General features: G+C 68.9%; 21 protein-coding genes. 19 read left to right on the top strand and 2 right to left on the bottom strand.

Going from position 1 to position 19,457, the window contains the following annotated elements:
• The first annotated feature begins 27 nt into the window (after window positions 1-27).
• The 14 genes from ffh to NJE57_RS01795 all read left to right on the top strand — a co-directional run bounded on the left by ffh (window position 28) and on the right by NJE57_RS01795 (window position 13,388).
• Entirely contained in the window at window positions 28-1,593 is a 1,566-nt protein-coding gene (ffh, locus tag NJE57_RS01860; protein WP_319026658.1) for a signal recognition particle protein, read from the top strand.
• Between the two features lie 212 nt (window positions 1,594-1,805).
• Window positions 1,806-2,333, top strand: a complete 528-nt coding sequence (gene rpsP, locus NJE57_RS01855; protein WP_319026657.1) for a 30S ribosomal protein S16 — start codon at window positions 1,806-1,808, stop codon at window positions 2,331-2,333.
• Window positions 2,334-2,338: 5 nt separating this feature from the next.
• The gene (locus tag NJE57_RS01850) at window positions 2,339-2,581 is read left to right on the top strand and encodes an RNA-binding protein (protein ID WP_319026656.1); all 243 of its coding nucleotides are present in this window, start codon (window positions 2,339-2,341) and stop codon (window positions 2,579-2,581) included.
• 35 nt (window positions 2,582-2,616) lie between these two features.
• A complete protein-coding gene (rimM, locus tag NJE57_RS01845; protein WP_319026655.1) occupies window positions 2,617-3,150 on the top strand; it encodes a ribosome maturation factor RimM in 534 nt (177 codons plus the stop codon).
• 32 nt (window positions 3,151-3,182) lie between these two features.
• Window positions 3,183-3,947, top strand: a complete 765-nt coding sequence (gene trmD / locus NJE57_RS01840; RefSeq protein ID WP_319027067.1) for a tRNA (guanosine(37)-N1)-methyltransferase TrmD — start codon at window positions 3,183-3,185, stop codon at window positions 3,945-3,947.
• Window positions 3,948-4,112: 165 nt separating this feature from the next.
• Window positions 4,113-4,454 (top strand): 50S ribosomal protein L19, encoded by a 342-nt coding sequence (rplS, locus tag NJE57_RS01835; RefSeq protein ID WP_319026654.1) that lies wholly within the window; start codon window positions 4,113-4,115, stop codon window positions 4,452-4,454.
• A gap of 62 nt (window positions 4,455-4,516) precedes the next feature.
• A complete protein-coding gene (gene lepB, locus NJE57_RS01830; RefSeq protein WP_413464337.1) occupies window positions 4,517-5,311 on the top strand; it encodes a signal peptidase I in 795 nt (264 codons plus the stop codon).
• The gene (locus tag NJE57_RS01825) at window positions 5,308-5,985 is read left to right on the top strand and encodes a ribonuclease HII (RefSeq protein ID WP_319026653.1); all 678 of its coding nucleotides are present in this window, start codon (window positions 5,308-5,310) and stop codon (window positions 5,983-5,985) included. Before lepB ends, NJE57_RS01825 begins: the two co-directional genes overlap by 4 nt.
• The gene (locus NJE57_RS01820; protein WP_007632861.1) at window positions 5,982-6,287 is read left to right on the top strand and encodes a DUF2469 domain-containing protein; all 306 of its coding nucleotides are present in this window, start codon (window positions 5,982-5,984) and stop codon (window positions 6,285-6,287) included. Before NJE57_RS01825 ends, NJE57_RS01820 begins: the two co-directional genes overlap by 4 nt.
• Window positions 6,288-6,432: 145 nt before the next feature.
• Window positions 6,433-6,834 carry a YraN family protein gene (locus tag NJE57_RS01815; RefSeq protein ID WP_319027064.1) on the top strand — a complete coding sequence of 134 codons (402 nt, stop codon included), beginning with the start codon at window positions 6,433-6,435 and terminating at the stop codon, window positions 6,832-6,834.
• Window position 6,835: 1 nt separating this feature from the next.
• A complete protein-coding gene (locus NJE57_RS01810) occupies window positions 6,836-8,353 on the top strand; it encodes a YifB family Mg chelatase-like AAA ATPase (RefSeq protein ID WP_319026652.1) in 1,518 nt (505 codons plus the stop codon).
• Window positions 8,350-9,549 (top strand): DNA-processing protein DprA, encoded by a 1,200-nt coding sequence (gene dprA, locus NJE57_RS01805; protein ID WP_319026651.1) that lies wholly within the window; start codon window positions 8,350-8,352, stop codon window positions 9,547-9,549. Before NJE57_RS01810 ends, dprA begins: the two co-directional genes overlap by 4 nt.
• Before the next feature lie 780 nt (window positions 9,550-10,329).
• The gene (locus tag NJE57_RS01800; RefSeq protein ID WP_319026650.1) at window positions 10,330-12,189 is read left to right on the top strand and encodes a DUF4209 domain-containing protein; all 1,860 of its coding nucleotides are present in this window, start codon (window positions 10,330-10,332) and stop codon (window positions 12,187-12,189) included.
• A 230-nt stretch (window positions 12,190-12,419) separates the two neighbouring features.
• On the top strand, window positions 12,420-13,388 hold the full coding sequence (locus tag NJE57_RS01795; RefSeq protein WP_319026649.1) for a tyrosine recombinase XerC: 969 nt from the start codon (window positions 12,420-12,422) through the stop codon (window positions 13,386-13,388).
• A gap of 21 nt (window positions 13,389-13,409) precedes the next feature.
• On the opposite strand, the gene NJE57_RS01790 is transcribed toward NJE57_RS01795, so the two are convergent.
• Window positions 13,410-13,982 carry a M23 family metallopeptidase gene (locus NJE57_RS01790; RefSeq protein WP_319026648.1) on the bottom strand — a complete coding sequence of 191 codons (573 nt, stop codon included), beginning with the start codon at window positions 13,980-13,982 and terminating at the stop codon, window positions 13,410-13,412.
• Between the two features lie 399 nt (window positions 13,983-14,381).
• Between NJE57_RS01790 and rpsB the strand changes: the two genes are divergently transcribed.
• The 5 genes from rpsB to NJE57_RS01765 all read left to right on the top strand — a co-directional run bounded on the left by rpsB (window position 14,382) and on the right by NJE57_RS01765 (window position 18,909).
• Window positions 14,382-15,362, top strand: a complete 981-nt coding sequence (gene rpsB / locus NJE57_RS01785; RefSeq protein WP_319026647.1) for a 30S ribosomal protein S2 — start codon at window positions 14,382-14,384, stop codon at window positions 15,360-15,362.
• A 207-nt stretch (window positions 15,363-15,569) separates the two neighbouring features.
• The gene (gene tsf / locus NJE57_RS01780) at window positions 15,570-16,394 is read left to right on the top strand and encodes a translation elongation factor Ts (protein ID WP_319026646.1); all 825 of its coding nucleotides are present in this window, start codon (window positions 15,570-15,572) and stop codon (window positions 16,392-16,394) included.
• Between the two features lie 238 nt (window positions 16,395-16,632).
• Window positions 16,633-17,358 (top strand): UMP kinase, encoded by a 726-nt coding sequence (gene pyrH / locus NJE57_RS01775; RefSeq protein ID WP_319026645.1) that lies wholly within the window; start codon window positions 16,633-16,635, stop codon window positions 17,356-17,358.
• A gap of 50 nt (window positions 17,359-17,408) precedes the next feature.
• Window positions 17,409-17,966 carry a ribosome recycling factor gene (gene frr / locus NJE57_RS01770; RefSeq protein ID WP_319026644.1) on the top strand — a complete coding sequence of 186 codons (558 nt, stop codon included), beginning with the start codon at window positions 17,409-17,411 and terminating at the stop codon, window positions 17,964-17,966.
• Window positions 17,967-18,030: 64 nt separating this feature from the next.
• The gene (locus NJE57_RS01765) at window positions 18,031-18,909 is read left to right on the top strand and encodes a phosphatidate cytidylyltransferase (RefSeq protein ID WP_319026643.1); all 879 of its coding nucleotides are present in this window, start codon (window positions 18,031-18,033) and stop codon (window positions 18,907-18,909) included.
• 45 nt (window positions 18,910-18,954) lie between these two features.
• Here the strand turns inward: NJE57_RS01765 and NJE57_RS01760 are convergent, their stop codons facing one another.
• On the bottom strand, window positions 18,955-19,386 hold the full coding sequence (locus tag NJE57_RS01760; protein WP_319026642.1) for a lipopolysaccharide assembly LapA domain-containing protein: 432 nt from the start codon (window positions 19,384-19,386) through the stop codon (window positions 18,955-18,957).
• Window positions 19,387-19,457 lie beyond the last annotated feature (71 nt).

The following is a 19,457-nucleotide window of genomic DNA, read 5'->3' as shown; positions in this document are numbered from 1 at the left end:
CGGCCCGCGACCCAGGGAGCTGTAACCGTGTTCGATTCCTTGTCCGATCGCCTGGCAGGTGCGCTCAAGGACCTGCGCGGGAAGGGTCGGCTCAGTGACGCCGACATAGACGCGACGGCGCGCGAGATCCGTCTGGCCCTGCTCGAGGCGGACGTCGCGCTGCCCGTCGTACGAACCTTCATCTCCCGGGTCAAGGAGCGGGCCAAGGGGTCGGAGGTCTCCGAGGCCCTCAACCCGGCGCAACAGGTCGTCAAGATCGTCGACGCCGAGCTCACGGCCATCCTGGGCGGCGAGGCGCGACGCATCGAGTTCGCCAAGCAACCCCCGACGGTGATCATGCTCGCGGGCCTGCAGGGCGCGGGTAAGACCACGCTGGCGGGCAAGCTCGCGCACTGGCTCAAGGGGCAGGGGCACACCCCGCTCCTGGTCGCGTGCGACCTCCAGCGGCCGGGCGCCGTCGACCAGCTCCGGATCGTCGGTGAGCGCGCCGGGGTCCAGGTTTTCGCACCCCACCCCGGCACGTCCGTGGGGGGTGACGGCGAGGTCGTCGGTGTACAGGAGCCGGTGACCGTGGCCCAGCGGGGCCTCGCCCATGCCCGGGCCAAGATGCATGACGTCGTGATAGTCGACACCGCGGGCCGGCTGGGTATCGACGAGGAGCTCATGGCCCAGGCCAGGGGGATCCGTGACGCCGTCCAGCCGGACGAGACCTTCTTCGTCCTCGACGCGATGATCGGCCAGGACGCCGTGATGACCGCGGAAGCCTTCCGGGAGGGGGTCGGGTTCACCGGCGTCGTTCTGACCAAGCTCGACGGTGATGCCCGCGGTGGTGCGGCGCTGAGCGTCCGCGAGCTCACCGGCACGCCGATCATGTTCGCCTCGGATGGTGAGAAGCTCGAGGACTTCGACGTCTTCCACCCCGATCGCATGGCCAGCCGGATCCTGGGCATGGGGGACGTGCTCTCGCTGATCGAGCAGGCCGAGACGGTGTTCGACGCCAAGGACGCCGAGAAGACCGCCGCCAAGATCGGTTCGGGGGAGCTCACCCTCGAGGACTTCCTCGACCAGATGCTGATGATCCGCAAGATGGGCCCCATCGGGAACCTCCTGGGGATGCTGCCCGGCGGCAAGGATATGAAGGCCGCCGTCGGTGACATCGACGAGAAGTACCTGGACCGTATCCAGGCGATCATCCGGGGAATGACGCCGGAGGAGCGGGCGGATCCGAAGATCATCAACGGATCCCGACGCCAGCGGATCGCCAAGGGCTCCGGGGTCACCGTCACAGACGTCAACCAGTTGGTGGACAGGTTCTTCGAGGCCCGCAAGATGATGAGCCGCATGGCGGGCCAGATGGGCATGCCGGGCGCCGGCCGCAAGAACCAGCGCAAGGGGAAGAAGGGCAAGGGCAAGGGGCGGGGACCCACGCAGCCCAAGAACAGGGGAATGATGCCCGGCGGCATGCCGGGGATGCCCCCGGGGATGCCCGCTGGTGGGATGCCGGATCTGTCGCAGATGCCACCCGGGCTCGACCAGTTGCCGCCGGGACTCGAGGGACTCGATCTGAACGACCTGAAGTTCCCCAAACGCTGACCGGACGGGTTCGAGACACGCCGATTGGTACCGGGGGCGGCGGGGCGTTTAGACTGGTGCGCTGGACGCCGTCACCGGTGGGTCCCGCCGCGCTGGTCGCGGACGGGGGCCCGCGCCGAACGGCGGTCACCCGGAAGGCGAAACCGGGCCCCGCAACAGGTGCGGGAGTCGCTGAATCGCCACGTGACCCGCAACAGAAAGCGAGACGCCACATGGCCGTCAAGATCAAGCTCACCCGCCTCGGCAAGATCCGCAACCCGCAGTACCGCGTCGTCGTGGCCGACGCCCGCACCCGTCGTGACGGTCGCGCCATCGAGACGATCGGCCTCTACCGTCCCAAGGAGGAGCCGAGCTTCATCCAGATCGACTCCGAGCGTGCGCAGTACTGGCTCGGCGTGGGCGCCCTGCCGACCGAGGCCGTCGAGCAGCTGCTCAAGGTGACCGGCGACTGGCAGAAGTTCAAGGGCATCGAGGGCGCCGAGGGCACCCTCAAGGTCGCCGAGCCCAAGCCCAGCAAGCTCGACCTGTTCAACAAGGCGCTCGAGGAGGCCCAGGGCGAGCCGTCCGCCGAGGCCATCACCACCAAGCGCAAGGCCGAGAAGGCCAAGAAGGCCGACGAGGCGAAGAAGGCCGAGGACGAGGCCAAGAAGGCCGACGAGGCCAAGAAGGCTGCCGCCGCGTCCGCCGAGGGTGAGTCGGCCGAGGCCGCCCCGGCCGACGCTGAGACCGCCGAGGCCTGAGTCGGATGAGTGACATGGTCGTCGACGCCGTCGACCATCTCGTCCGGGGAATCGTGTCGGAACCAGACGCGGTCTCCGTCCGGTCGAGTGGAGGTCGGCGCGGCACCGTGATCCGCGTGACCGTGTCGCCCGAGGACCTCGGGCGCGTCATCGGTCGCGGCGGTCGCACCGCCTCTGCGATCCGGACGATCGTCTCCGCCGTCGGCGGACCGGACGTCCGGGTCGACGTGGTCGACACCGACCGCTAGATCCACCCGGATCCCACCCGTACCGGAAGGACATCATGGAGCTCGTCGTGGGCCGCGTCGTCAAGTCCCACGGGGTCCGCGGTGAACTCGTGGTGGACGTGCGAACCGATTCCCCGCTCGAGCGTTTCGCGGTGGGCTCGCGCCTGCTGGGTCGCACGGGTAGGGGAGACAACGCCACCGACCGTGAGGTCATCGTAGAAGCCGCCCGGGATCACTCCGGGCGGCTTCTCGTGCGCCTGACCGGCGTCTCGGACCGCGATTCGGCCGATGCGCTGCGGGGGATGCTGCTGCTGGTCGACTCCGAGTCCTTGCCGGAGACGGACGACCCGGACGAGTTCCATGACCACCAGTTGGTGGGGTTGCGGGTCCTCGACACGGTGGGCGCGCAGCTCGGTGTGGTCACGGAGGTCGTCCACACCCCGGGAGGGGAACTCCTCTCCGTGCTGCTCTCGGACGGTGGGGACGCACTGGTCCCGTTCGTCACGGGGATCGTCCCCGAGGTGGACCTCGGATCCGGTACGTGCGTCATCGACCCGCCGGAAGGGCTCCTGGACCTGGGGACCTCGTGACGGCTCCGCATGACGGCGCCCCGGGTCCGCTCATGCGGCTCGACGTGGTCACCGTCTTCCCCGACTATCTCGCCCCGCTCCGACTGGCGTTGCCCGGCCGCGCGATCGAGCGCGGGATCCTGGATGTCGGTGTACACGACCTCAGAGGATGGGCCCACGACGTCCACAGGTCGGTCGACGACACCCCGTTCGGTGGTGGCCCCGGCATGGTCATGCGCCCGTCGGTCTGGGGTGAGGCTCTGGACGACCTGGCCCCGGAGGTCGCGGGGGAGTCGGGGGAGCGCCCGCTGTTGATCGTGCCCACGCCCGCGGGCCGGACCTTCACCCAGGCCGATGCCCATCGCTACGCGCGACGTCGCCACCTGCTCTTCGCGTGCGGTCGCTACGAGGGCATCGATCAGCGCGTGATCGACGAGGCCTCGACCCGGATGGACGTGGAGGAGGTGAGCATCGGCGACTACGTGCTCATCGGTGGGGAGGTGGCCGTCCTGGTGATGGCGGAGGCCGTGGTCAGACTCCTGCCGGGTGTGCTGGGCAACCAGCGCAGCCATCAGGAGGACTCCTTCTCGGACGGACTGTTGGAGGGACCCAGCTACACACGGCCGGAGGTGTGGCGAGACCGGCCGGTGCCGGAGGTCCTCAAGAGCGGCGATCACGCGAGGATCGCCCGGTGGAGGCGAGACGAGTCGCTGCGCCGCACCGCGCGGCGCCGACCCGAACTGCTCGATGGTGTGGAACTGGCTCCGGGAGACCTCGAGACACTCGATGCCGTCGGGTGGACGCCGCGAGACGAGTGATTTGGGTCCGGCACGCCGGGGATGGCACACTAGCGAGGTTGACCATTCGGGCGCATCCGTGCGCCCTGCGGACGGTCGCGCCTATCCGGGGCACGAACCGGTCGACCCGCCTGACGGCGGGCGCCAGGGTCCTCTGTCCTCAATTCCTGACATCCGAGGAACACAATGAACACTCTCGACTTCATCGACAACAAGTCACTGCGGGACGACATCCCCGCGTTCCGGCCCGGTGACACGCTCGACGTGCACGTCAAGGTCATCGAGGGCTCCAAGGAGCGCATCCAGGTCTTCAAGGGCGTCGTGATCCGTCGCCAGGGCGGCGGAGTCCGCGAGACCTTCACCGTCCGCAAGGTCTCCTTCGGCGTCGGCGTCGAGCGCACCTTCCCGGTCCACTCGCCCACCATCGACCACATCGACGTCCTCACCCGCGGTGACGTCCGTCGCGCCAAGCTGTACTACCTCCGCAATCTCCGTGGCAAGGCCGCGAAGATCAAGGAGAAGCGCTGAGCGCATAGGGCGGGTCGGATCCCGCCGCCGTGGGCGGTGGGGGATCGACTACGCTCGTCCGGGTGAGCAGCACCGGAACACCTGGACAGAACCCCTCCGAGCCGGGTCCCCGAGAAGACGGGGACCCGGCTCGAGGTGTGCGTAGGGGGCATCGCGACAAGCGCACCCCCGAGAAGAAGGGCCAGCCCTGGTACATCGAGATTCCGATGTTGGTCGTGATCGCGCTGGTGCTGGTGTTCGTTTTCCAGACCTTCGTCGGGCGCGTCTACCAGATCCCGTCGGAATCGATGGAACCGACTCTGCACGGGTGCGCCGGATGTACGGGCGACCGCATCTTCGTGGACAAGATCTCGTATCGGTTCGGCGATCCGGAACCCGGTGACGTCATCGTGTTCGAGGGGCCCGACTCCTGGAACCAGGGCTATCAGTCCATCCGTTCGGACAACCCGGTGATCCGGACGTTGCAGAACATCGGCGGAGTCATCGGCATCGTCCCCCCGGACCAGAACGACATGGTCAAGAGGGTGATAGCGGTGGGTGGGCAGACCGTTGGCGGCTGCTCGCCGGAGGGCGGGTTGCTGGTGGACGGACAGCCGCTGGAGGAGCCGTATCTCAACGAGGACCCCTCCGTCGACCGCAATCCTCTGAACTGTGCCTTCGGTCCGGTCACCGTCCCGGAGGGCAACTACTGGGTGATGGGTGACAACCGGGGCAATTCTGCCGACTCCCGCTTCCACATGGGTGACGAGTTCCAGGGATCGGTCCCGGACGAGAACGTCATCGGCAAGGTGCAGGCCGTCATCCTCCCGTTCGACCGCATCGGTTCCGTGCCGTCGCCGGATATCCAGGCGGGGTGACCCGGGTCCGACCGGGCCGGGTCCGGGTGACGCGGCGCGACGGTCGACTGGCGCTGGAGGCGGCACTGGGGCGCCGCGGTCTGGGCCCGGTGGCCGGGGTGGACGAGGCCGGTCGCGGCTCCTGCGCGGGCCCTCTCGTCGTGGCGGCGTGCGTGCTGGGGGACCGACTCCACACCGAACTCGCGGACCTCGACGACTCCAAGAAGCTGTCGCCGCCCACCAGGGAACGACTCCACGACGCGGTGCTTCGTCGTGCGGCCGCGGTGTCGGTGGTGGTCATCGAGCCCGACCGGATCGACGAACGTGGCGTCCACCGCTGCAACCTCGAGGGTATGCGGCGAGCGGTGGCCGCGCTGGACCCTCCGCCGGGCTTCGTCCTCACCGACGGGTTCGCCGTCGACGGACTCGGTTGCCAGTCCACCGCGGTGATCGGGGGTGATGCGGTGGTCGCATCCATCGCCGCAGCGAGTGTCCTCGCAAAGGTCACGCGCGATCGGATTATGGTGGACCTCGACCCGAGGTACCCGGGCTACGGATTCGCAGCACACAAGGGGTACAGCACCCCGGGTCACGCCAGGGCGATCGAACAGCTCGGTCCCAGCGACATCCACCGGATGTCGTACGCCAACGTCCGTCGCGCCGCGCAGGCGCATTCGAGGAGCAGCAGTAGATGAGCGCCGAGGATCTGGAGAACTACGAGACCGAGATGGAGCTCTCGCTGTACCGCGAGTACCGCGACATCGTCGGCCAGTTCACCTACGTCGTCGAGACGGAGCGGCGCTTCTATCTCGCCAACGCGGTCGAGCTGATCCCGAGGTCGGCGGACGGCGAGGTCTACTTCGACGTCCGCATGTCGGACGCCTGGGTATGGGACATGTACCGGCCTGCGCGTTTCGTGAAGTACGTGCGCGTCCTGACCTTCAAGGACGTCAACATCGAGGAGCTGGACAAGCCCGAACTCCGCCTCCCGGAGTAGAACTCCCCGGCTGGTGTTCCACAGCCCCCCGCGCCTCCACAGGGTGCCCCCGGCCCGATCCGTGACCAGCGGATCGGGCCGGCGTCGTCGGGCATGGTGAGCCGCGGTGGCCCGGACGGACCGGGTCGCCGGGGAGGGGCTCGCGATGGCGGGGGACAGGGCGGGATCGGACGCCGGCGAGGACGGGGGAGATCCGCGTCGGCGGACGGGGGCGACCGGGGAGGCGCACGCGGCCGGTCTGATCGAGGCGCGTGGTGGCGTCGTGATCAGTCGGAACTGGCGAAGCCGCACGGGGGAACTCGACCTGGTCGCCCTGGACGCAGGGGGACGGCTGCGGTTCGTCGAGGTCCGCACGCGGACCGGGAGCGGGTTCGGAACGCCGGCCGAATCGGTGACCGCGGTCAAGCAGCGCCGTCTGCGCACGCTGGCAAGGGAGTGGCTGGCGGCGAACCCGGGTCCCTGGCGTCAGGTCTGCTTTGACGTGATCGGAGTGGACCTCGCGGACTCCTCTCGTCCGAGACTGGAACTCTTCGAGGACGTGTTCTGAGATGGCTCTCGGGCGGACGTGGGCGGTGACGCTCTCGGGGATTGGTGGCCAGCTCGTCGAGGTCGAGGCCGATGTCGGGCGGGGACTTCCCGGGGTGAGCATCGTGGGGATGGGTGACGGCGCGGTCATGCAGTCCAGGGAGCGGATGCGGGCGGCGGTGGGCAATTCGGGCCTGTCCTGGCCAAAAGGGAAGGTGGTCCTCTCGCTGTCACCCGCAGCGCTGCCGAAGCGCGGATCGGGGTTCGACGTGGCGCTCGCGATCGGAGCGCTCACCGCGTCGAACGAGCTGCCAGCCGGAGGGTTCGAGGGGACTCTGCTGGTCGGTGAGCTGGCGCTCGACGGCCGCGTCCGTTCGGTGCGTGGGGTGCTACCGGCGGTGCTCGCGGCGCGAGACGCGGGCCTCCGGCGTGCGATCGTGCCGGCCGAGAACCTGGCTGAGGCCAGGCTGGTAGGGGACATCGACACGGCGGGGGTGGAGTCCCTGGCGATGCTGGCGGCATGGAGCCGAGGCAGCGGTGACCTCATCGCCGAAGCTCCGGACCCGGCGGCCGCCTGTACGGACGACGGTATGGACCTGGCCGAGGTCCACGGTCAGGACGACTGCCGCCGCGCAATCGAGGTCGCGGCGGCCGGGGGACACGCGATGCTCCTCCAGGGTGCGCCCGGGACGGGCAAGACGATGTTGGCCCGGCGTCTGCCCGGTCTGCTGCCTGATCTGGGGGAGCGAGAGGCGCTCGAGGCCACAGCGATCCACTCGGTCATGGGCCGGCTGTCGGACCACGACCCGCTGCTTCGGCGCCCGCCGTTCGTCGCCCCGCATCACACCGCGTCGGCGGCGGCGCTCGTCGGCGGTGGGAACAACATCGCCAAGCCGGGTGCCGCGACCCTCGCGCATCGGGGTGTGCTCTTCCTGGACGAGTGTGCGGAGTTCTCGGGAAGGGTCCTGGACAGCCTGCGGACTCCGCTCGAGGACGGGGAGGTCCGGATCGCACGCCGGGACGGCGTCTCGGTGTTCCCCGCCCGATTCCAGCTGGTGATGGCGGCGAACGACTGCCCGTGTGGCTCACCGCGACCCTCCGAGTGCTCCTGCACCCCCGACGCGCGACGCCGATACGGGAGGTCGTTGACCGGCCCGTTGCGCGACCGGCTGGACATCCTGTCCCGGACTCTGCCGTTGGGGTCAGGGCTGTTCGCGGTCGGCGAGGAGGAGGACACCGCCGCGGTCCGCGCCAGAGTGGCGACCGCCAGGGCGGCGGCCGCCGAGAGGTGGGCGGCGTGCCCCGGCACCGCGGGCGCCCGCACCAACGCTGACGTGCCCGGGAGAGTGCTGCGCACCGTGCGTGGACTGGACCCGCGCGCGCTGCGGCCGCTCAACCGGTCCTTGGCGCTCGGGGTGCTGTCACCTCGGGGGGTGGACCGGTGCCTACGGCTGGCGTGGACGGTCGCTGATCTCGAGGGCGCCGGTGTCCCTGGGGAGGCGCACGTGTCCGAGGCACTCGTGTTGAGGGGGGAGGAATGATGGACGACCGTGACGACATGGTGGTGGCACAGGAGGTCCGGCGGGCGTACGCGTACCTGGGGGCGGTGACGGAACGCCCGACGGCGCAACTGTGGGATCTGGTGGACGAGGTCGGACCGATCGAGGCCTGCGACCGCATCAGGGCGGCGCGCGTGCCGGAGGCGCTCGCGGAGCAGTCGGCGTCCCGCCGGGACCGCGTGGACGGCGCGGCACTCATGGCTGCCGCCGGTGAGGTCGGAGCCCACCTACTGGTGCCCGGGGACCCGGGGTGGCCGGCGCACGCCCTTGAACCCTTGGACAGACCGAGGTGGCGGCGGGGCGGCCGGGGCGGTGTCGCCACCGCGCTGCGCCCGCTGGGCCTGTGGTGGCGAGGAACCGCCGATCCCGCCTTGTCGCTCGGGAGGTCAGTCGCGGTGGTGGGCACCCGCGCGCCCACGCCTTACGGTCGTGCGGTCACCGCGGACCTCGCGGCAGGTGTCTGCGCGGAGGGGTTCGCGGTGGTCTCCGGCGGGGCGTTCGGGATCGACGCGGCCGCGCACCGGGCGGCCCTGGGGGCGGGAGGGTGCACGATCGCTGTGCTCGCAGGCGGGGTGGACCGGCTCTATCCGCGCGGGAACGACGGGATGTTGCGGGCGGTGGCGGAGTCCGGGGCGGTGATCTCGGCGCAGGCCCCGGGTACCGGGGTCACGCGGTACCGCTTCCTCGACCGGAACCGGTTGATCGCGGCGCTGTCCCGCGCGACGGTCGTGGTCGAGGCCGCGGCACGAAGCGGCGCACTGAGTACAGCGGCGTGGGCCGCGGCGCTCGATCGTCCGGTGGGCGCGGTCCCCGGGCCCGTCACCTCCGTCGCGTCGGTGGGGTGTCATCTGCTCGTGCGTGACCGGGGAGCCGTCCTGGTGGGCCGGACGGCCGACGTGATCGAACTGGCCGGCGACATGGGCGAGACGACCGCCCCGCCGACCGGGGACGCACGGCCCTGGGACGGACTGGACGACGTGACCCGCCGGATCCTGGAGGCGCTGCCGATCACGGGCGGGGCCGCTCCGGCGGAGATCGCCGCCTCCGCGGGGACGGCCCCGACCACCACGAGGGCGGTCCTCGGACGCCTGCTCTCCACGGGGGCGGTCGTGCGTGGTCCGGAGGGGTGGCGCAGGTCAGGTGACGGAGGTCTGCAGTTGACGATCCCGGCCACGTGACCTGGCGGTCAGCCCGGTCAACCGCGCCATCCCTTTTCGGCTTGCATTGGGGGTTCCCTTATCAGCTGGAACTGGGGTGTGGGTCTCCGGAGTAGAGACGCGTCGACACCCCCGAGATGACGCCTCTCGCTTTCAAGTGGGGCTGAGTCGATTTGCTGACCAACCCGGTGCGGCCTGGCTTCCGGGCGACTTCTTTGCGCCTTCGATAGTCGCCGTCACCGTTATGGTTGGCACCTTCGACCCCGAGGCGGCCAAGTCGTATCTGGGTTAAGTGGCAAAATGGGTGCTTGATCGGTATGACGAGGAGTTGGCTGGCCTAGGTCTTGCCGTGCTGGCCGAAGACGAGGAGACGACAGCGGCCCGTTTGCTCGGTGACTCGCTCGCGCGAGCACGACCTTGGAGCGCCGAACGTCTTCATCTCGGAGTGACAGTCTTGTACGAGGCCGTTCGCGACAATCTCCACGCGGTCGGTATCGTCCCGGATGCCACGAGCGCCGACGAGAAAAGGCCCGATAGGTTTGAGGCGAGGCCGATGTGTCGCCGGTTCCCCGGGGCGAGTTCGAGCCGTGGGATGTGCAGAACGTGCGGCCTCTCGTGAGCGGTACAACAGAGCCGGCGCTGTCTCTGATACTTGCTGCAGCTTGTCGCTCTCGGCACTATTTTGGTGGATGGGGCGAGAGGGAAGCATCTGAATGGCCGCCCACCACCGTTTATCAACGGCGGATTCGACGCTGGTATTGATAGCCTGTGATGGCCCCCACTTTTTGCAAAGGTCTGTGTATGAGTTCGGAGGATTCCCACATCGACCCGTCCTGGTGGGCGGAAGCGTTTGTCGATGCCGATGATGATGGACCTCGACGCGTTATTGAGCTCGCCAGCATGCGAATCGCAGACCTTGCAGTGGCCGCCCCTGCCGGTAGCCTCCAGAGCGAAGTCCTGACCGCCTTGCACTTGGCGACGTCGGCGATGCTGCGCCCCGAAAACTGGGACGAGCCGTTCAAGCCGATGGTTGTGTGGGACGGCCAACGCTCGGCGCTACCTGACGATCTCGACGGGAGGCAGCTCGAGCTGCTGCGCCGTGTCCTCCCGTTTGTCGAAGAGCGGCCCCTGCGCGCGAGGCTCGCAGATGTCCTATGGATGGCCGATCGCTCAGATCACGCCACGCTCGGGTTGGCGATTGACTCTTACCGCGCCGCTGGCTTAGAGCCGGACAACTGGCACAAGACCGGACACACCGAGTGGCAACGCGCCATCGACCTCACGCGCCGACGCGGCCGAGCGGAACTGGCGAGGCTCCAGGCAATGACCGACACCCTCCACGCTCGTGTGCTGATCGGCGACCGGAGCGATGGGTTTGTGCTGTGTGACATGTCCGACATGCTGAAGAAGTGCGCCAGCTTGGAAGCACCTGAGCGAACCGCGTTGGCCACGAAGTTCGTCGAACTTGCCGCTGAGGGCAAGGGCCGCCTGTCACGGCACATGGAGCGTACGGCCCAGCAATGGCTAGCGTCTGTGGGCGACCAAGAGGGCCAATACGCGTCCGCAGAACGTGTAGCTGAGCTTTACGTCGCGGAGGCCGAAGAACGCTTGGCTGCGGGCAGTGGGGCAGCGCTCGGTGCCGACCACTTTCTAGAAAAAGCGATAGCGACCCTGCGAGCGCTTCCCCGCAGCTACCGGATCCAACACGGGCACGACCAACGCCTTGAGGAACTGCGACGGCGTATGGACGACTGCCGCGAACAGACACTGGAATCGATGATGCGGATCACGACCGACCCAATCGACCTCACTGAGGCGGTCGCCGAAACCCGGCGCCGAGTGTCCGGTCTCGCCAAGTTTAAGGCGCTGGTGGCCATGGCGACTGTCTATCCGCTCGCGGACATCGCCAGTGTACGGGCGCATGCAGAAGAACTTGCTGAGGGCTCGCTTCGGCACCTACTCGGCAACGTCACCTACAACTCCGACGGACGGAAGGTCGCCTCTTCCGAAGGTGCCGTCGACCACGCAGAGGCTGCCATCCGGTCGGACATGATCCGGGGCCATCAATTGACCACCGGAATTGTGGCCACTGGCTTCATCATCCCTGCACATGAGGTTGTGACTTTCGAGCATCGGTACGACCTGGGTTTCCTACGGCGCGTCTGCGTCGAGTCCCCCCTTGCGCCGTCAGGACACGAGGACCTTTGGGCCCGCGGTCTCCGCCACGGCTTGAACCGCGACTTCGCTTCCGCCGCAGCTATTCTGATACCTCAGATTGAACAACTAGTCCGCGGCGTCCTTAAACGCCATGGCGTGCACACGCTGTTTGTTGACTCCTATGGCGTGGAGTCTGAGAAGAGCCTGTCTTCCCTTCTCGCAATGTCGGAGACGGCTCAGATTTTGGGCGAGTCCCTTCAGTTCGAGCTCCAGGCAACGCTGATCGAGCAGAATGGGCCCAACCTGCGGCACAACACCGCCCACGGTCTCCTCGACGACAGTCAAGCGTGGAGCGCATCGTCAGTCTATGTCTGGTGGCTGTGCATGAGGTTGGTGGTCGTGCCACTGTGGAACATGACCCGGTCGGCCAACGACGAGGCGTCTGAGGGCGGGGACGCCCCAACGCCGCCTGGCGACGCTTCGGGAACTCCGTCGCCGCATTAGTGCTCCCGTAGTTGGCGCGAAGCTCTTCCCAGCCACCATCCCGCATCTGCTGTCACAACTCGTGACTCCTATGACGCATCATCTTGCCGGACGCCCGTGTCGCGCGAGAATCGTCAATTCCGTCGTATACGCGCCCCGCCATTACCAGCACTTTGCCCATCGGCTGCATCGCGGCCGCCCCGCAGAAGCCCCCTTGCGTCTGCGGGGGACACGAGTGACAATTGGTTCTCATGGGACGAGATCGGGCCTCGGTCGAGCAGGGCCGGGGGATCCCGGGCCCACTCGAGGACCTCGTCGACGACTTCGTGCTGGATCTCAGGGTCGGCCAGTCGCGTTCGGAGGCCACCGCGCGCTCGTACCGCTCCGACGTCCGCGCGCTACTGGCCCATCTGGCCGTCGGGGGAGACGGACCCGCGACAGTGGCCGACCTCACCGGCGCTCTGACGCTACCGGCGCTCCGTGGCTGGCTGGCAACCCAGGTCGGATCGGGTGCGGCCCGCTCGACCATCGCCCGTCGGGTGGCCGCCGCCCGGTCGTTCAGTACGTGGGCCTGCCGTCGAGGTGTGCTCCCCACGGATGTGGCGGCCCGGCTGGAGGCGCCCCGGGCGCAGCGTCACCTCCCACAGATCCTCGATCGGACGCAGGCCGCCGAGACGATCCGGACCACCGAGCTCGGGGCGGCCGAGGGAGACCCGATCGCGCTGCGCGACCGTCTGGTCGTGGAGTTGCTCTACTCCTGCGGAATCCGCGTGGCCGAGCTCTGCGGACTGGACGTCGACGACATCGACACGGGACGCCGCCTCCTCCGGGTCGTCGGGAAGGGGGACCGGGAACGGGCGGTGCCGTACGGCCCGCCCGCCGAGCGGGCCCTGCGAGCCTGGCTGGACGGCGGCCGCCCCGCGCTGGCGTCCGCGACGTCAGGCCCGGCCCTGCTCCTCGGCGCACGGGGGGGCCGGCTCGACCCGCGCGCCGCCCGGCGGATCGTCAACGAGGTCACGGCCGCCACACCCGGCTCGCCGCGGGTCTCGCCGCACGCCCTGCGTCACAGCTCCGCCACACATCTACTGGAGGGGGGCGCGGATCTGCGCCACGTCCAGGAACTCCTGGGACACTCGACACCGGCGACCACCCAGATCTACACGCACGTCTCTGCGGAACGCCTCCGTGCCGCTTACCGGGGCGCTCATCCCAGGGCCTGACGGCGTAGGACTGCGCAGGGATCAACGCCGACCGTCGCCGGGAAGGGTGGGTTTGAGCCGGATCGGTCTGTCGCGGTCCGCCACCAGGCTGAGCGGATCCAGGTAGTCGTCGTCGTCACCCGAGGGTCCTCCCGAGGCCATCCGCGCGCCCCAGTGCAGACACGCCACCACGGGACACCCCGCGTGGCCGGCGAGTAGATGCCCCACCGCGTCCCCCCGGGCGACCTGGTCGCCCACGGCGACTGTCGCGCGAACCGGTTCATAGGTGGTGCGCAGACCCGCGCCGTGGTCGATCGAGAGCACGGGCCGACCCCCCACCGCGCCGGCGAACACCACGGTGCCGTCGGCGGGCGCGTTGATCGTGGTCAACGGCGTCGCCGCCAGGTCCACGCCCCGGTGACCGGTCAGCCACCGCTCGGCGGGAGGGTCGAACGGGGTCACCACGGTCACCGGTACGGTGAGCGGGCCCAGCAGGTCCCGTCGCGGGGGTTCGGGGCGCGCCGGGGCCGGGGCGACGACGAGGATCGCGGTGGCCACCGCCGCCGCTGTCACACGGTGACGCGTCGCCGCGGTCGGTCTGGTCGGTGCCCGCATGACTCCAGTAGAACCGGCGGCGTGCCCGGTGCCCACGCCCGCGGAGGCCCCTGTGGACGGGGTCGACGACGATCCACAGCCCGATCCCGGCGCCGGCCACGTGTTGGCCGATGAGTGGGAGCGGGGTTATGATTGCCGACGCGGTCGACTGATGTCGATTGACTTCGCGTGTCCTGCGACTCCCACGGGGGTCGCATCCGGACCCGGGGCGAACGAGCCCCGGCCTCACCGGACACCGGACCTGTAGGTGCCCCAGCTCAGCGGGGGTTCGGTCCGGCGCGGACACCAGGGCCCGGGACCAACCGGTCTGACGGGCGTAACCCGATACACACCAGAAAGCGAGGACGAGGGCCTCGCGGTCCGGCTGCTTTCAAGCCGGACGAGCCCCTCAACATCTCCATGGCAGTCATCTCCATGAAGCAGCTGCTCGACGCAGGCGCTCATTTCGGTCACCAGACCCGTCGCTGGAACCCGAAGATGCGGCGGTTCATCTTCACCGACCGCAACGGCATCTACATCATCGACCTCCAGCAGACGCTCACGTACATCGATCAGGCGTACGAGTTCGTCAAGGAGACCGTCGCCCACGGGGGCACGGTCCTGTTCGTCGGCACCAAGAAGCAGGCCCAGGAGGCCATCGCCGAAGAGGCTGCCAAGGTCGGTATGCCCTACGTCAACCAGCGGTGGCTGGGCGGCATGCTCACCAACTTCCAGACCGTGCACCAGCGCCTCATCCGCCTCAAGGAGCTCGAGGCGATGGAGCAGTCCGGCGGGTTCGAGGGACGCACCAAGAAGGAGATTCTCATGCTCACGCGTGAGATGACCAAGCTGGCGCGCACGCTCGGCGGCATGCGGGACATGACGAAGGTCCCCTCCGTGGTGTGGATCGTCGACACCAACAAGGAGCACATCGCCGTCGGCGAGGCGCGCAAGCTCAACATCCCGGTGGTCGCGCTGCTGGACACGAACTGTGACCCGGACCTGGTCGACTACCCGATCCCGGCCAACGATGACGCGATCCGCTCGGTCAGCGTGCTGACCAGGGTCATCGCCTCCGCCGTCGCCGAGGGACTCAAGGCTCGCTCGCAGGCCGGCAAGGCCACCGGCGAGGAGACCGAGCCCCTCGCCGAGTGGGAGGCCGAGCAGCTCGACCAGGTGACCGGCGAGACCGCCGTGCCCGAGGTCGAGAAGGCAGCCGAGGCGCCTGCCGCGGACGTCACGGGCACCGACTCGCCCGTGGCCGACGCCCCCGCCGCCGAGACCGCCGCCACCGAGGCCCCGGCGACCGAGGCCCCCGCGACCGAGGCCACTGCCACGGAGGCCCCCGCGACCGAGGCCACTGCCACGGAGGCCCCCGCGGCCGAGGCCACCGAGGCCTGATCGCCCGCACCAGCTCGAGCACCGTCGGGCCCGGCCGCCCACGATCCCCAGCGGGGGATCTACCGGGGGCCGGGCCCGACGTGTCGGCGATGACGGGCCGTCAGTCCCCGGCCGCCGAGGCGTCTAGGGTGGAGCCGACCGCGCCCGCTGGCCGACGTCAACAACTTCCGACACATCACGAACCCCAACAAGGAGGGTCGCCCCACCATGGCGAACTACACCGCTGCCGACGTCAAGCGTCTGCGTGAGCTCACCGGCTCCGGGATGATGGACTGCAAGAAGGCTCTCGAAGAGACCGACGGCGACTTCGACAAGGCCGTCGAGGTCCTGCGCATCAAGGGCGCCAAGGACGTGGGCAAGCGTGCCGAGCGCACCACCGCCGAGGGTCTGGTCACCGTCAAGGACGGCGTGATGATCGAGCTCAACTCCGAGACCGACTTCGTCGCCAAGAGCGCCGAGTTCATCGCCCTGGCCGACAAGATCGTCGCCGTGGCCGCCGAGAAGCGCATCTCCGACCTCGACGCTCTCAACTCCGCCGAGCTCGACGGCTCGACCGTCGCCGACTCCGTGGTCTCGTTCTCCGCCAAGTCGGGCGAGAAGCTGGTCCTGCGCCGCGTGGGCAAGCTCGACGGCCCGGTTGCCGTCTACCTGCACAAGCGCTCCTCCGACCTGCCCCCCGCGGTCGGCGTGATGGTGGCCTACGAGGGTGAGGGCGAGGCCGCCGAGACCGCCGCGCGCGCGGCCGCCATGCAGATCGCCGCGCTCAAGGCGCAGTACGTCAGCCGCGACGAGGTCCCCGCCGACGTGGTGGCCAAGGAGCGCGAGATCGCCGAGGCGACCGCCCGCGAGGAGGGCAAGCCCGAGCAGGCCCTCCAGAAGATCGTCGACGGTCGCCTGAACGGCTTCTACAAGGACGTCGTCCTGCTGGACCAGCCGTCCGTCACCGACAGCAAGAAGACCGTCGGCGCGCTGCTCACCGAGGCCGGTGCCACGGTGACCTCGTTCCTGCGTTTCGAGGTCGGCCAGGCCTGATCAGCCCGCGCTGCCCGCTCAGGCGGGCACCTCGACGACGGCGGTACCCGGCCCCCGGGTACCGCCGTCGTCGTCTGTCCGATCCGCCCGGTACTCAACCCACGGGCTGCGGTGTGGCGGCGGTGACGATAGGGCAGAATGGACGAGGTCCCAACTAGGGCCGAACGGCTTCTCGACCCCAGTGTCGAGGGCGTTGAACGCACGAGACGGGCGTGATCCGTCCGGGACTAGGAGAGCGATGACCGACCCGCGGGACGGCTACAGACGTGTGATGCTCAAGCTGGGCGGCGAGATGTTCGGCGGCGGAGGCGTGGGGATCGACCCCGATGTGGTGCAGTCCGTCGCCAGGCAGATCGCCGAGGTGTCCCGTACGGGCGCGCAGATCGCGATCGTCATCGGTGGCGGGAACTTCTTCCGTGGTGCCCAGTTGCAGCAGCGTGGCCTCGACCGGGCGCGGAGCGATTACATGGGCATGCTCGGCACCGTCATGAACTGCCTGGCGTTGCAGGACTTCCTGGAGCAGGAGGGCGTGTCCACACGGGTGCAGACCGCCATCCACATGGGCCAGGTCGCGGAACCGTACATCCCGCTCCGCGCAGAGCGGCATCTGGAGAAGGGCCGCGTGGTGATCTTCGGTGCCGGGATGGGCATGCCCTACTTCTCCACCGACACCACCGCCGCACAGCGCGCACTCGAGATCAAGGCGGAGGTGCTGCTGATGGCCAAGGCCGTCGACGGAGTCTATTCCGACGATCCGCGGACCAACCCCGAGGCGGAGCTGTTCGCGCACATCGAACACCGGGAGTGCCTGGAACGGGGACTGAAGGTGGCCGACGCGACCGCGTTCAGCCTGTGCATGGACAACAAGATGCCGATCATGGTCTTCAACCTGCTCACCGAGGGCAACATCGCGCGCGCTGTCGCCGGTGAGGAGATCGGGACGTTGGTCAGCACCCCGGCCTGAGGCGCAGGACCGACGAACCGTAGTCACAGTAGAGAACGGAAGGCAACCACATGATCGACGACACGCTGCTCGAGGCCGAGGACAAGATGGAGAAGGCCATCGAGCACGTCCGTGACGAGCTCGCCGCCATCCGTACCGGTCGCGCCAACCCCGGCATGTTCAACCGGGTGCTCTGTGAGTACTACGGCGCCCTGACCCCCATCACTCAGATGGCGAGTATCGCGGTGCCCGAGCCGCGGATGCTCATCATCAAGCCCTACGAGATGTCCCAGATCGGCCCGATCGAGAACGCCATCCGGAACTCCGACCTCGGCGTGAACCCGACCAACGACGGCCAGGTCCTGCGCGTGACGGTGCCGCAGCTCACCGAGGAGCGGCGTCGCGACCTGGTCAAGCAGGCCAAGTCCAAGGCCGAGGACGGCCGCATCGCGCTCCGGGGCGTCCGGCGCAAGGCGATGGACGAGCTCAAGCGCATCGACAAGGACGGCGAGGCGGGCGAGGACGAGGTCAACGCCGCCGAGAAGGAACTCGACAAGCTCACCCACCGTTTCGTGGCCGACGTGGACGAGCTCGTCAAGGCCAAGGAAGGCGAATTGATGGAGGTCTGACCTCCCGGCCCGCCCTCTGCCGCCGGTCCATCCACCCACCACCCGACACCCGAGGAGAATCGCCGTGGACTCCGCACCGTCCGGCCCACCCGGGCCCACCGCCGCGGCCGCAGCACCTCCGTCGCGAGCGGGCCGGGATCTGACCCGGGCCATCCCCGTGGGCGTCGGGCTCGGGGCACTGGTGATCGCGAGTATCGCGTTCAACCCCAGGGCGTGGTATCTGGTCGCCGCCGCGGCGGTGGCCATCGGCACGTGGGAGGTCTTCAAGCGGCTACGGCAGGCCCAGTTCCGGCTCCCGCTGATCCCGCTGCTCGTGGGCGGACAGGCGATGGTCTGGGCCGGGTTCTTCGCCGAGGCCAAGGGTGCGTTCGCGGCGTTCGCCGCCACCACCGTGGTGGTGCTGGTCTGGCGCCTCCTGATGGCGGGTCTGACCACGGCCCCCCAGAACTTCCTGCGCGACGTCTCGGTCTCCGTCTTCGTCCTGGTGTGGATCGCCGTGCCCGGCGCGCTCGGCGCGATGCTCGCCGACGGCGACTACGGGGCCCAACGTGTCGTGGCGCTGATCCTCCTGGTCGTGTGTTCCGATGTCGGGGGGTACATCGCCGGGGTGCTGTTCGGGAGACACCCGATGGTGCCCGCGATCAGTCCGAAGAAATCCTGGGAGGGCTTCGTCGGGTCCATGCTGTTCGCGGTGGTCGGCGGTGCGCTGGTGGTGGTACTGCTGTTCGACGACGCCGTTCTCAAGGGCGTGTTGCTCGGCGTCCTCACGGTGTTCACGGCGACCCTGGGTGACCTCATCGAGTCCCAGGTCAAGCGGGATCTGGGGATCAAGGACATGGGCACCATGCTGCCCGGACACGGTGGCTTCATGGACCGCCTCGACTCGGTCCTGCCCACTGCGGTGGTCGTGTGGATCATCTTCACCTACGTCGTCCCGACCTGACCGGTCGACAGGACCGCCGGCCGGGACCACCGGCCGACACCACCGTCAGTGTTGGCGGGAGGTGAGCTTTCGCGCCTTGCGGGCCCGCATCCGCAGCTGCAGGATACGGAACCCCGCGAACAGTGCCATGATCAGTGCGCCGGCGATCGCGGCGAACAGCACCAGGACCCCCAGTGGGAGGCTGAACTCGAGGCCCAGGTAGCGCACGTCCGTCGAGGTGGTGTTCTGCGCGATGAAGATCAGCAGCAGGATGGTCACGAGCGCACCGAGCACCAGACCCACCCATGCGGACCCCAGTCTGCCCCCCGCGGAATCGGGATAGCCGGCCTCGTGATCTCTCCGGCCCCCGCGCGTGCCCTCGGCGGGCACCGTCGCCGGGGCAGAGGCGTGGGTGTCGTCGACGGGCGTGATCTCCGCCGATCCGGCGGCGTGATCGGTGTGGTCAGGGTCTACGGGATCGTGCGAACGCGTGGCCATGGGTGGACTCTATTCCCTCCCCGGCGTCGACGTCATCCGGTGGCGGTGTGTCGTGACGACTGGTTTCTGAC

The organism is Dietzia sp. PP-33, assembly GCF_033790845.1.
Lineage (GTDB): Bacteria > Actinomycetota > Actinomycetes > Mycobacteriales > Mycobacteriaceae > Dietzia.
Note: the sequence above shows the minus strand (reverse complement) of the source record. Positions and strands in the feature narration are given on the sequence as shown.